Source organism: Caballeronia arationis (assembly GCF_001544975.2).
Taxonomy (GTDB): domain Bacteria; phylum Pseudomonadota; class Gammaproteobacteria; order Burkholderiales; family Burkholderiaceae; genus Caballeronia; species Caballeronia arationis.
Map to the genome: position 1 here is coordinate 1 of NZ_FCOG02000008.1, position 12,779 is coordinate 12,779.

Sequence of the window (12,779 nt, forward strand, 5' to 3'; positions counted from 1 at the left end):
GCGTCGGGCTGCTCGGGGTCGCGGCGCGGCATCGGAAGCCGTAAAGCCGCGATTCCGCCGAGAACGCCCGACGGTCGAACTACCGGCGTTCAGCCGTCATTTCGCCGCAGGCTGACTCGCCGCGGCATCCTTCTGCGCCTGGTCCTTCGCCTTTTCTTTCTTGCTCGCTTCGTGATGGCCGATCGCGCAACCGCCCGCCGCGCCGACCGCGCCATGCTTGCCGGCCACGTGACCCGCTACGCCGCCGACCGCTGCGCCCTCTATGCATCCCTTCGCCTGCACGGTGCCGGTGGCGAGAAGCGTCGTCGATGCAGCGAGGGCGCAAATAGCAAATTTGATATTCATTCGATGTCGTCCTGTTACGGGTTGTAGGTAACAGGCGCAGTCGCACGGGGCATACCTGACACGGCGTAATCGGACATCGGGCGGGTTGTAAGCGCGCCTGGCGCAGGCAAAAAAATGCCCCGTCGAGACGGGGCATTCTTCATGTTGCAATTCGCTTCAGAGCTGCTGCTGAACCCAGCCCGTCACACCCGCGAGCGCCGCCGACAGGTTCGCCGGCTCGGTGCCGCCCGCCTGCGCCATGTCGGGCCGACCGCCGCCCTTGCCGCCCACCTGCTGCGCGACGAAGTTGACCAACTCCCCCGCCTTCACCTTCTTCGACGCATCCGCCGTCACGCCCGCGATCAGGCTGACCTTGCCGCCATCGACGGAAGCGAGCACGATCGCCGCGCTCTTCAGCTTGTCCTTCAGCTTGTCGACAGTTTCGCGCAGCGTCTTCACGTCCGCGCCTTCGAGTTGCGCCGCGAGCACCTGCACGCCGCTCACGTCGACTGCCTGCGATATCAGTTCGTCGCCCTGGCTCGACGCGAGCTTCGACTTCAGCGCGCCGAGTTCCTTCTCCAGCGACTTCACGTGCTCCTGAACCTGCGCGATGCGTTGCGTCAGTTCCGACGGCTGCGCCTTCAGCACGGCAGCGGCCGAGTTGATGCGCGAATCGAGGTCCTGCACGAAGCGCACGGCGTTGTCGCCTGTGATCGCCTCGACGCGGCGAATGCCCGCCGCCACGCCGCCTTCCATCACGATCTTGAAGAAGCCAATGTCGCCCGTGCGGCGCACGTGCGTGCCGCCGCAGAGTTCGCGCGAAAAACCGAGGTCGAGCACGCGCACGGTGTCGCCGTACTTCTCGCCGAAGAGCGCCATAGCGCCGCCCTTCACGGCTTCGTCGTACGGCAGCACGCGCACGATGCCCGGCGCGTTCGCCAGCACTTCCTCGTTCACGATCTGCTCGACGCGGCGAATCTGGTCGTCCGTCATCGGCGCGTTGTGCGCGAAGTCGAAGCGGGTCTTGTCGGCGTCGACGAGCGAGCCTTTCTGCTGCACGTGGCCGCCGAGCACTTCGCGCAGCGCCTTGTGCATCAGGTGGGTCGCGGAGTGGTTGCGCGCGGTGCGGGCGCGGCGAATCGCGTCGATTTCGGCCTTCAAGACATCGCCAACCTTGAGCGTGCCCTGTTCCAGCGTGCCGTGATGACCGACGACGTCCGCCTGCACCTTCAGCGTGTCGAGCACGGCGAAGCGCACGCTCGCGTTCGCGAGCACGCCCTGGTCGCCGACCTGACCGCCGGATTCGGCATAGAACGGCGTGTGGTCGAGCACGACGACCGCGTCTTGCCCCGGTTTCACTTCTTTCACCGACGCGCCGTCGACATACAGCGCGACGATCTTCGCGTCGTCGAAGATTTCCTTCTCGTAGCCGTGGAACGTGGTCTTCGCGCCCGAGTAATCGAGGCCCGCCGCGATCTTGAACTTGCCGGCCGCGCGCGCCTGCTCACGCTGACGGGCCATCGCGTCGTCGAACGCGGGTTCGTCGACGGTCATGCCGCGCTCGCGGCAGACGTCCGCCGTGAGGTCGAGCGGGAAGCCGTAGGTGTCGTGCAGCTTGAACGCGAGTTCGCCGTCGAGCTGCTTCACGCCCTTCTGCTCCAGCGCCGCGAGTTCGCCTTCGAGGATCGACATGCCGTGCTCGATCGTTTCGAAGAAACGCTCTTCTTCCTGGCGCAGCACGTCGGTGACGCGCGCCTGCGCATCCTTCAGTTCCGGATAGGCGGCGCCCATTTCGTCGACCAGGTCGGCGACGAGCTTGTGGAAGAACGCGCCCTTGCGGCCGAGCTTGTAGCCGTGGCGGATCGCGCGGCGCACGATCCGGCGCAGCACGTAGCCGCGGCCTTCATTGCCGGGAATCACGCCGTCGACAATCAGGAACGAGCACGCGCGGATGTGGTCGGCGATCACCTTCAGCGAATTGTTCGTGAGGTCCGCCGTATCCGTTTCGCGGGCCGCCGCGTGGATCAGCTTCTGGAACAGGTCGATCTCGTAGTTGCTGTGGACATGCTGCAGCACGGCCGCGAGGCGTTCGAGCCCCATGCCCGTATCGACGCACTGCTTGGGCAGCGGCGTCATGTTGCCCTGCGCGTCGCGGTTGAACTGCATGAACACGAGATTCCAGATCTCGATGAAACGGTCGCCGTCTTCTTCGGGAGATCCCGGCGGGCCGCCCCAGATTTCCGGGCCGTGGTCGTAGAACACTTCCGAGCACGGGCCGCACGGGCCGGTATCGGCCATCTGCCAGAAGTTGTCCGACGCGTAGCGCGCGCCCTTGTTATCGCCGATGCGGATGATCCGCTCGGGCGGCACGCCGATTTCCTTTTCCCAGATGCCGTAGGCTTCGTCGTCTTCCTGGTAGACGGTGACGGTCAGCTTGTCCGCCGGCAGCTGGTAGACCTTCGTCAGCAGTTCCCAGCAATAGTGGATGGCATCGCGCTTGAAGTAATCGCCGAACGAGAAGTTGCCGAGCATCTCGAAGAACGTGTGATGGCGCGCGGTATAGCCGACGTTCTCCAGATCGTTGTGCTTGCCGCCCGCGCGCACGCTGCGCTGCGCGGTGGTCGCGCGCGAATACGGACGCGACTCCGTGCCGAGGAACACGTCCTTGAACTGGACCATTCCCGAGTTGGTGAAGAGCAGCGTCGGGTCGTTGCCGGGCACGAGGCTCGACGAGCGGACGATCGTATGGCCCTTCGATTCGAAGAACTTCAGGAATTTCTCGCGTATTTCGGCAGCTTTCATGGCGTACTGGGGCGGTCTGCTGTTTTGTGATGCGTCGGACTGGCGGTGCGCTCGGGCCAAGTCGCATTGCTGATGCATGCGCGCTTTGCGTTCGCCGCGGCCCGCCGGGCGTTTTCTGCCGCGTCGTTGACGGCGCGGCCTTGATTCAAAAGGTGATTGTCGATTATACGGGATCGCATGCGGGTTGCCGGTGCCGTCGTCATGCGCGTGCGTTCGTCATCGGCCACGCGAGGTCCCGCCGTTTGCACTCCGCGACGGCATGGGGATCGCGCCCGGGGCGTATCTGTGCGAGAGTCGCGTTGGAGATCGCCGGACGCGCCTCGGCGAAATCGACGAAATCGCGCGTTTCCTGCGCTTTTCGCGCACGGAACAGCCAAAACGAAGCAGGTCGAAACAGGAAGGGAGGAAGATGGGAGCCTTGAGTCATATCCGCGTGCTGGACCTGACCCGCGTGCTCGCGGGGCCGTGGTGCGGGCAGACCTTCGCCGATTTCGGCGCCGACGTCATCAAGATCGAACGCCCCGAAACGGGCGACGACACCCGCCACTGGGGCCCGCCGTACCTGAAGACGCCGGATGGCGCCGACACGCACGAAGCCGCGTACTACCTGGCCGCGAACCGCAACAAGCGCTCGGTGACCGTCGATATCGCGTCACCGGAAGGCCAGCAGATCATCCGCGAACTGGCGGCGCAAAGCGACGTCGTGCTGGAAAACTACAAGGTCGGCCAGTTGAAGAAGTACGGGCTCGACTACCAATCGCTGAGAGAGGTGAAGCGCGATCTCGTCTATTGCTCGGTGACGGGCTTCGGCCAGACCGGCCCCTACGCGCCGCGCGCGGGCTACGACTTCATCATTCAGGGGATCGGCGGCTTCATGAGCATCACCGGCGAGCGCGACGGCCAGCCGGGCGGCGGCCCGCAGAAGGCGGGCGTCGCGATCGCCGACCTGATGACCGGCATGTACGCGACGATCGGCGTGATGGCGGCGCTCGCGCACCGCGACCGCACGGGCGAGGGCCAGTACGTCGACATGGCGCTGCTCGACGTGCAGGTCGCGATGCTCGCCAACATGAACACGAACTTCCTCGCGAGCGGCCAGCCGCCGGTGCGCTGGGGCAATGCGCATCCGAACATCGTGCCGTACCAGACGTTCCAGACGAGCGACGGCTGGATCATCGTCGCGGTGGGCAACGACGGGCAGTTCCGCAAGTTCGTCGATGCGGGCGGCCGGCCGGAACTCGCCGACGACCCGCGCTTCGCGACCAATCCGTCGCGCGTGCGCAACCGCGAAACGCTCGTGCCGATCCTCGCGGCGATAGTGCGCGAGCGCGGCAAGCACGACTGGCTCGCGGCGCTCGAAGCGGCGGGCGTGCCGTGCGGGCCGATCAACGATCTGGGCGAAGTGTTCGAGGACCCGCAGGTGGTCGCACGCGGGATGCAGGTCGAACTGCCGCATCCGACGGGCGCAACCGTCAAACTCGTTCCCAGCCCGATCAAAATGAGCGCGACACCGCCCGAGGCGCGCCTTCATCCGCCGATGCTCGGCGAGCATACGGACAGCGTGCTGCGCGAACTGCTCGGCTACGGCGACGCGCGGATCGCGCATCTGCGGGAATCGAAGGCGATCTGAGCGCCCGATGGGAGCGCGTCGGCCCGGACTTGCCCGGCGACCCCGCCGGGCAAGTCTCGACGAATCTCAGCGCGTTCCCGCGCCGATCAGGCCACCGGCCGCGGCGCCCGCGATCGTGCCGATCGGGCCGCCGGTGAGCACGTAGCCGAGCGCGCCGCCCGCGCCCGCGCCGATGGCGGCGTGCGCCTGCTGGCGGCTCATCCCGGAACAGGCCGCGAGGCTCGCAATGAGGGCGCCGGCGGCGGCGAGCTTGATGGTCGTGTAGGCGATCTTGTTCATGGTCGAGTTGTCCTTGTTCTATTCGTATGCGGCGTTGTTATTGGCGTGCGGCCTTAAAAAGAGCCAGGGTCGCGCCCCGGCGAGGCGAAGCCATCATACGAAACGCGCCGGGCCGCGAACAACTCGATTTACCTCCCGTTACGCTCGAAACAAACTTGTCGCGAATGCCCGTACGCCGCCCGCCGGGCCCGCCCGGCTTGCATCCGGCGCCCATCGCCCCCATCTGCGAAAGACATTTGCAACCGCTCGGCAACAAATGGCCGGCTACGGCCATGCTCGCCGGTCGCCTAAGGTAGAATCGACAGATAAATCAGGTATTCCCGAACGCTTTCGGGCGTTTTTGAACGTCCGAACCTGCAAGCGCCCTCGTCCGCTCTCTTTTTTCGCATGAACACCGATCGCAACGACGCCCCGGCGGTATCCAATTTCATCCGCAACATCATCGACGACGACAATCGCACCGGCAAATGGTCGCAGCGGGTCGAGACGCGCTTTCCGCCCGAGCCGAACGGCTACCTGCACATCGGCCACGCGAAGAGCATCTGCGTGAACTTCGGCATTGCGCGCGACTACGGCGGCGTCTGCCATCTTCGTTTCGACGATACGAACCCGGAAAAGGAAAGCGTCGAGTACGTGGAGTCGATCATCGACGCCGTGAAGTGGCTCGGCTACGAGTGGAACAAGGACGGCCAAGAGCACCTCTACTTCGCGAGCGACTACTACGACAAGCTCTACGAATTCGCCGAAACGCTGATCCAGCGCGGCCAGGCGTACGTGGACAGCCAGACGGCCGACGAAATCCGCGCGAACCGCGGCTCGGCCACCGAGGGCGGCAAGAACTCGCCGTATCGCGACCGCTCGCCCGAAGAAAACCTCGATCTGTTCCGCCGCATGAAGGCGGGCGAGTTCAAGGAAGGCGAACACGTGTTGCGCGCGAAGATCGACATGGGGTCGCCCAACTTCAACATGCGCGACCCGGTGATCTACCGCATCCGCTTCGCGCATCACTACCGCACGGGCGACACGTGGTGCATCTACCCGATGTACGACTACACGCATTGCGTGTCGGACGCGCTCGAAAACATCACGCATTCGCTGTGCACGCTGGAGTTTGAGGATCACCGCCCGCTCTATGACTGGTTCCTCGCGCAACTCGCCGACGACGGCGTCTTCACGCGCCCGCTGCCGCAGCAAATCGAGTTCTCGCGCCTGAACCTCACGTACGCGATCACGAGCAAGCGCAAACTGCTGCAACTCGTGCAGGAAAACCACGTCGACGGCTGGGACGACCCGCGCATGCCGACCATCGTCGGCGTGCGGCGGCGCGGCTTCACGCCGGAGAGCATCAGGTTGATGGTGGAGCGCATCGGCGTGACGAAGGTCGATTCGTGGATCGACATGAGCGTGCTGGAAGGCGCGCTGCGCGACGATCTCGACGACAAGGCGCCGCGCGCGATCGCGGTCCTCGACCCGCTCAAGCTCATCATCGACAATTATCCCGAGGACAAGAGCGAAGACTGCAGCGCGCCGGTGCATCCGCATCATCCGGAGCGCGGCACGCGCACGTTCCCGTTCGCGCGCGAACTTTGGATCGAGCGCGAGGATTTCCAGGAAACGCCGCCGAAGGGCTATTTCCGGCTCTTCCCGGGCAACAAGGTGCGCCTGAAGTACGGCTTCGTCGTGGAATGCACGGGCGCGGAGAAGGACGAGAACGGCAACGTGATCGCCGTCCACTGCAATTACTTCCCCGACAGCAAGTCCGGCACGGACGGCGCGAACACCTACAAAGTGAAGGGCACGATCCACTGGGTCAGCGCCGATCACGCCTGTCCGGCTGAAGTGCGTCTCTATGACCGGCTCTTCAAGGAACCGCAGCCCGGCGCAGGCGGCGCCGAGTTCCTCGACGCGCTCAACCCGGATTCGAAGCGCATCGTGAACGCGTACCTCGAACCGAACGCGCGCGAAGCCGCCGCCGAAGACCGTTTCCAGTTCGAGCGTCACGGCTACTTCGTGGCTGACCGCATCGATTCGCAGCCGGGCAAGCCGGTGTTCAACCGGATCGTCAGCCTGCGCGACAGCTGGGGCAAGCCTGCTTGAGACGCGCGCATTTTTCGGCGCTTCCGGCGTTTTGCGGCGCGCGCATCGTGAAGATCGCGCGCCAGCACACCTTCGAACAAGCGCACGAGCGCTGAGTCATGTCGCAAACAGCGAGGATCTCATGACATTGCCGCCCGCTCTTGCCTTGCGCCGCGCTCTGTCGAGGCGCGGCGCGCGCTGGATTGCAGTTGCCGCCATCGTGTGCAGCGGCGCCGCGCATGCCGCCGCGCCGACCAGCGCCGAGGCCGCCATCGACCAGTTGCCGCCCTCCGCGACGCTGCGCAAGATCGCGGAAAACGGCGCAATCGTGCTCGGTGTGCGCGAGTCGTCGGTGCCGTTTTCGTATCTCGACCGCCAGCAGCAGCCGATCGGCTATTCACACGACATCGCGCTCAAGATCGTCGACGAAATCAAGAAACGTCTCAATCTGCCGAATCTCGTAGTCAAGACGGCGCTCGTCACGTCCGCAAACCGCATCTCGTTTGTCGTGAACAACCAGGTTGATCTGGAATGCGGCTCGACCGCGCATATCGCCGAACGCGACCCGCTCGTCGCGTTTTCGAACAGCTTTTTCCAGTACAGCATCCGGATGGCCGTGAAGCGCAAGTCGGGCATCAAGGACTACGAGGATCTGGCCGGCAAGACAGTCTCGACGACCGCCGGCACCTCCGACGAGCGCATGCTGCGCCAGATGTCGCTGGAGAAGAAGCTGAACCTGCGCATCATCAGCGCCCGCGACCACGCCGAGGCGTTCCAGGCGCTGAAGTCCGACCGCGCAGTGGCGTTCGTAATGGACGATCCGCTCCTGTACGGCAAGATCGCGCAGGAAGGTGCGGCCCGCAACGACTACGTCGTGACCGGCAAGTCGCTCGCGTTCGAAACCTACGGCTGTATGATGAGGAAGGGCGACCCGGTGTTCAAGCGCCTCGTGGACGACGTGATCGCCAACATGCAGCGCTCGGGCGAAGCGACGAAGCTCTACGAGAAGTGGTTCATGCACCCGATCCCGCCCGATGGCATCAACCTGCAGTTCCCGATGTCGCCCGAGATGAAGACGCTCTTCGCCAATCCCAACGACCGCACGATCGACTGATCGGCCGATCGGCGCCGGCCGCGATCAGACCAGCGTCTCGTGCAGTTCGGCAAGCGACAGCGTCGCCTGGAAGAGGCGCGCGAGGCTGCGGCTCGCGAACGCGTCGATGTCGGCGGGGCTCACCCAGCGGTACGCATCCATTTCGGGGATCATCGTACCGTCGCCGCGCCGGGGAAAGTAGGACTCGCACACGCACTCGTCGAGCCGCACTTCCTCTTCGGTGACGCGCACCGCGAACAGATGCAGGTCCTTGTCCCGGCGATAGAGAAACCGGCCGAGATCCTTCAGCCGCTCGGGCGGCAACACGATGCCCGTCTCCTCGACGAGTTCGCGCAACGCCGCATCGATTGGCCGCTCGTCAGGGTCGGCGTGACCCTTCGGCACGTCCCAGTGCGACGTCTCGGTCGCGTGGCAGAGCAGGACGTCGCCCTGCTCGTTCAGAATCACGACGCCGCACGACACGGTGCGCCCGCTCATGCGCGATCCTCCGCCCCGATGCCGGCGGTTCCGGCAGTCACTGCGCGCTTCATTGCTTCAGCAATTTCCACTTGCCGCTGCTCTCTTTGCAGGCGGTCGGCGTCCAGGTCTGCGTCTGGCCCTTCGCGATGGCGACGAGCGTCACCCTGCGGCAGGTGCGCTCGCCCTGCTTGAAGGTGTCTTGCGGCGTGATGGTGCCTCGGATGGGCACCGGATTGCCCGCGCCCTGGTTGTTCCAGTCGAGCGATTCGCCGTCTTTCTTCGTGTCGAGCGCCGTGTTCGCGGCGCTGTTGAGGGCCTGGATATCGCGCTGTTTCATGTAGCTGATCGGCGTGTCGTTCAGAAAGCCGAGATTCGCGGCCGATGCGGCGGCGGCCCCGGCGACGAGCGCAGCCGCCGCGATCGACTGGACACAGGCACGGACGAACGCGCGGGATGTCATCGGCATGGAACATTTCTCCTCAGGGTCGAGTTCGATGGCTTCGCACACACAGCATGGCGGCCGGGTCCATCGAGAATAGCATGAGGCGAACGCGGGAAGCTTTGCCCGCGTCAGGCGCGACAAGGCCACGGAGAGGCGAATCGGACGCACTGCGGGATAATTTTAAGATTGCTCCAATGTTCGACTTAGGGCGCCCGCTCTAGGATCGACGGTTCTGTCTGCCCTTGCGGCAGCGTCCTGTCACTTCCGTACCGTCGACCATGTCCGAGCTTCTGTTTTCCAGCCAATCACCGGCCGTCTACTGGCTGCTTTCGATCGTCACTGTCGCATGCGCGGCCGGTATTCCCGGCGCGGTCATGCTCGTCGACCGGGTGCTGGCGCGCGGCCCCGTATGGAAGCAGGGCGGCGACGTCTGCGACTGGCCGCGCGTCGCGGCCTGGTCCGGCATGGCGCTCCTCCTTGCCGCATTCGTCGCGCTTGTGCTGCTCTGCCGGTCGCTCGCGTCGGCGGCCTAGTTTGCCGCTGACTTCGCCGGTGTTTGCGCCGGCACCTGATACCCGTCGGTCAGCGTGCCGAGAAACGCGACCACATCCCTGATCTCCGCCTCATCCAGCGCCGGCTGCTCGCCGCGCTTGCGATCGAAAGGCGGCTCTGTATTTACATTGCTCCAGTAGCGCTTCGGCAGGTCGTCGAATTTCTGGACCACGCCCTTCGATACCGGATAGAACTTCTCCGGATTCGTGTCCCGCTCGACGTAGAACCGCACCACGTCTTCGAGCGAGTGATAGATCCCGTTGTGAAAGAACGTCTTGCGCAACGCGACGTTACGCAGCGACGGCGTGCGGAACAGTCCGCAGAATTCGTCGCGTCCCTTCAGGTCGGTCCGCTCCGGTCCGCATGCGCCGAGGTCGTGATAGCGCGGGTCCTTGTTGACCGGCAACGCGCGGTTGCGCGGCACGCCGACCGCGATCAGCCCGAAGTCGCTGAACTGCGGCGGTGTGCCGTCCTTCGCGCGCTGGCTGATGTGGCACGCCGCGCAATTACCCTTCTTCTCGTCGTTGAAAAGCTCCAGGCCGTGCAGTTCCGCGTCGGTGAGTTTCGTCTTGCCCGCGAGATACGCGTCGAACTTGCTCGTGTACGGGTAGAACTTCTGCGGCACCTGCTCGAACGCCTCCAGCGCGCGTAGCACCGCGGCGAAGGTCTTGTCGTCGCTGTCGAAGACGTTCGCACCGAATGCGCGGCGGAAGTCGTCGGCGTAAGGCGCCGCCTTCACCGCCGCCGCGATCTTGGCCGGTGTGCTGCCCATCTCGAACGACGACAACAGCGGAATGCGCGCCTGGTCCGCGCCGTGATCGACGCGTCCATCCCACGTCAGGCCGCCCGTCGGACCGGCATCGACGCTCTCGTCGCCTTCGTCGTCTGAATCGTGGAAATGCTCGGTGAACGCAGGCACCGCCTGCAGATATCTGAGCGACGGCACCGCGCGAAATCCCGGCCGATGCATGTCGCTGCCGCCCAGCTGGACCGACAACCCGTTCGACGGCCCGAACGCGTGATACGGGTTGTGGCACGAAGCACACGCGAGCTTGCCCGAGCCGGAGAGCGACGGATCGAAGAAGATCTTCTCGCCGACCGCCGTCATCTGCTTCACGGCCGCGAATACCTGCGAGCGCGACTGGGCTTGCGGCGATGCGCTCGCGGCCTGCGCGGGCGCCGCCTTCGATGCATCCGGGGACGGGTTCGCCGCATGTGAATCGCAGCCGCCGAGCGAGATCGCGAGGGAAGCAAACAGGAGAGAAGACAGGGCGACGGGCAGACGCATCGAAGACATGAGCGCAGGGGCAAATGAAGAGAAGCCGCAGCGTATGACGCAAACATGTCGGTCGCGTGACAGCGCGTGAGCGAGCGTCAAAGACTGCTACACCTTACGCAGCCGAAAGCCGCATTACACGGCCATGTCAAACGCGCTTGCGACACTTGCGGCGCCGGCCACACGCGACAGCGCAACTTCCAAGCGCGCGACGGGCGCCGGTTCCCCAACACGAGAGACCATTTCAATGAACAAGAAACTCGTCTGCGCCGTGCCGCTCACGGCGCTCGTCGCATTCGGCCTGTACGCGTGCGGCAGCAGCGACAGCAATCATGCGGATTTGTCGTCGGTGAAAAACATCGTCGTGATCTATGCGGAAAATCGCAGCTTCGACAACCTGTACGGCAACTTCCCCGGCGCGAACGGCCTGCAGAACGTCACGGCGACGAGCGCGGTCCAGCTCGATCGCGACGGCAGCACGCTCGCCACGCTGCCCGCGGTGTGGGGCGGCCTGACGGCGAAGGGCGTGACGCCTGTGGTCACCGAGGCGATGACGGTGAACCTGCCGAACGCGCCGTTCGCCATCGACGATCCGGCCGGCTTCAACACCTCGCTCTCGACGACGACGCGCGACCTGTATCACCGCTTCTACGAGAACCAGATGCAGATCGATGGCGGCAAGAACGACAAGTTCGCCGCCTGGGCCGACTCGGGCGGCCTCGTGATGGGCCACTACAACACGAACGCGGACAAGCTGCCGCTCTACAAGATCGCGCAGCAGTACACGCTCGCCGACAACTTCTTCATGGGCGCGTTCGGCGGCTCGTTCCTGAATCACCAGTGGCTGGTTTGCGCGTGCACACCGGTTTATCCGAACGCCGACAAGAGTCCTGCGGCCAGTTCGGTTTCGGCCGTCAACGACGACGGTGTTTCGCTGAAGGTGGCGTCGAATTCGCCCGCGTCCGCGCTGACGGGCATTCCGAAGTTCGTGAACTCGGGCAACCTCACGCCCGACTTCTTCGCGATCAACACGATGCAGCCGCCCTATCAGCCGAGCGGCAACAAGCCAGCAACCGGCGGCGACGCCACCCTCGCCGACCCGGCCGTCGCGACGACGCTGCCGCCGCAGACGCAGCAGCACATCGGCGACCTGCTGAACAACGCGGGCATTTCGTGGGCGTGGTACGGCGGCTCGTGGGGCGCGGCACTCGCCGATCCGACGGTGATCTACGGCTCGACGAACTCGGTGCCGAACTTCCAGACGCACCATCAGCCGTTCAACTACTTCGCCGACCTGGCTCCCGGCACGGCCAATCGCGCGCAGCATTTGCTCGACGGCGGCACGAACGGCGCCGAGTTCATCAAGGCAATCGATGCCGGTACGCTGCCGCAAGTGGCCTTCTACAAGCCGCAGGGCAACCTGAACGAGCACGCGGGCTACACCGACGTCGCGTCGGGCGACGCGCACATCGCCGACCTGATCTCGCATCTGCAGAAGAGCCCGCAGTGGAAGAACATGGTCGTCGTCGTGACCTACGATGAAAACGGCGGTTTCTGGGATCACGTCGGGCCGCCGAAGGGCGACCGCTGGGGCCCGGGCTCGCGCATTCCAGCGCTCGTGATTTCGCCGTACGCGAAGAAGAGTTTCGTCGATCACACGCAGTACGACACGACGTCGATCCTGCGCCTCATCACGCATCGCTTCTCGCTGCCGACGCTGCCGGGCCTCGCCTCGCGCGACTCGGCACTGGTGGCTAACGGCGGCAAGGCGATGGGCGACCTGACCAACTCGCTAGACTTCTCGCAGTAAAGCGGCCGATGTAAT

The 12,779-nt window shown here is 64.9% G+C and carries 12 protein-coding genes; 5 read left to right on the forward strand and 7 right to left on the reverse strand.

Annotated elements, in window-relative coordinates:
* Positions 1–96: 96 nt before the first annotated feature.
* The 3 genes from AWB81_RS06565 to AWB81_RS46800 form a co-directional block, all read right to left on the reverse strand.
* Complete coding sequence (locus tag AWB81_RS06565) at positions 97–345, reverse strand: hypothetical protein (RefSeq protein WP_062633433.1); 249 nt, start codon at positions 343–345, stop codon at positions 97–99.
* A gap of 156 nt (positions 346–501) precedes the next feature.
* Positions 502–3,126: an alanine--tRNA ligase gene (alaS, locus tag AWB81_RS06570; RefSeq protein ID WP_062633435.1), complete on the reverse strand. Its 2,625-nt coding sequence runs from the start codon at positions 3,124–3,126 to the stop codon at positions 502–504.
* The gene (locus AWB81_RS46800) at positions 3,123–3,353 is read right to left on the reverse strand and encodes a hypothetical protein (RefSeq protein WP_144444085.1); all 231 of its coding nucleotides are present in this window, start codon (positions 3,351–3,353) and stop codon (positions 3,123–3,125) included. The genes alaS and AWB81_RS46800 overlap by 4 nt, the downstream gene beginning before the upstream one ends.
* 182 nt (positions 3,354–3,535) lie before the next feature.
* On the opposite strand from AWB81_RS46800, the gene AWB81_RS06575 reads away from it, so the two are divergent.
* On the forward strand, positions 3,536–4,756 hold the full coding sequence (locus AWB81_RS06575; protein WP_062633679.1) for a CaiB/BaiF CoA transferase family protein: 1,221 nt from the start codon (positions 3,536–3,538) through the stop codon (positions 4,754–4,756).
* A gap of 66 nt (positions 4,757–4,822) precedes the next feature.
* On the opposite strand, the gene AWB81_RS06580 is transcribed toward AWB81_RS06575, so the two are convergent.
* Positions 4,823–5,035, reverse strand: coding sequence for a hypothetical protein (locus AWB81_RS06580; RefSeq protein ID WP_062633439.1), 213 nt, complete (start codon positions 5,033–5,035; stop codon positions 4,823–4,825).
* Positions 5,036–5,422: 387 nt separating this feature from the next.
* Between AWB81_RS06580 and AWB81_RS06585 the strand changes: the two genes are divergently transcribed.
* Entirely contained in the window at positions 5,423–7,132 is a 1,710-nt protein-coding gene (locus AWB81_RS06585) for a glutamine--tRNA ligase/YqeY domain fusion protein (RefSeq protein ID WP_062633441.1), read from the forward strand.
* A 121-nt stretch (positions 7,133–7,253) separates the two neighbouring features.
* A complete protein-coding gene (locus AWB81_RS06590) occupies positions 7,254–8,225 on the forward strand; it encodes a transporter substrate-binding domain-containing protein (protein ID WP_087134838.1) in 972 nt (323 codons plus the stop codon).
* Positions 8,226–8,249: 24 nt separating this feature from the next.
* Here AWB81_RS06590 and AWB81_RS06595 read toward each other — a convergent pair whose 3' ends face one another.
* Positions 8,250–8,702 (reverse strand): NUDIX hydrolase, encoded by a 453-nt coding sequence (locus AWB81_RS06595; RefSeq protein ID WP_062633443.1) that lies wholly within the window; start codon positions 8,700–8,702, stop codon positions 8,250–8,252.
* A gap of 49 nt (positions 8,703–8,751) precedes the next feature.
* Positions 8,752–9,150, reverse strand: coding sequence for an RT0821/Lpp0805 family surface protein (locus AWB81_RS06600; RefSeq protein ID WP_062633445.1), 399 nt, complete (start codon positions 9,148–9,150; stop codon positions 8,752–8,754).
* A 254-nt stretch (positions 9,151–9,404) separates the two neighbouring features.
* Between AWB81_RS06600 and AWB81_RS06605 the strand changes: the two genes are divergently transcribed.
* Positions 9,405–9,659: a hypothetical protein gene (locus AWB81_RS06605; RefSeq protein ID WP_062633447.1), complete on the forward strand. Its 255-nt coding sequence runs from the start codon at positions 9,405–9,407 to the stop codon at positions 9,657–9,659.
* Here the strand turns inward: AWB81_RS06605 and AWB81_RS06610 are convergent.
* Positions 9,656–10,975: a cytochrome-c peroxidase gene (locus tag AWB81_RS06610; RefSeq protein ID WP_062633449.1), complete on the reverse strand. Its 1,320-nt coding sequence runs from the start codon at positions 10,973–10,975 to the stop codon at positions 9,656–9,658. The two genes, AWB81_RS06605 and AWB81_RS06610, sit on opposite strands and share 4 nt — an antisense overlap.
* Positions 10,976–11,201: 226 nt before the next feature.
* Between AWB81_RS06610 and AWB81_RS06615 the strand changes: the two genes are divergently transcribed.
* Entirely contained in the window at positions 11,202–12,764 is a 1,563-nt protein-coding gene (locus AWB81_RS06615; RefSeq protein WP_062633451.1) for an acid phosphatase, read from the forward strand.
* The last annotated feature ends 15 nt before the right edge of the window (positions 12,765–12,779 follow it).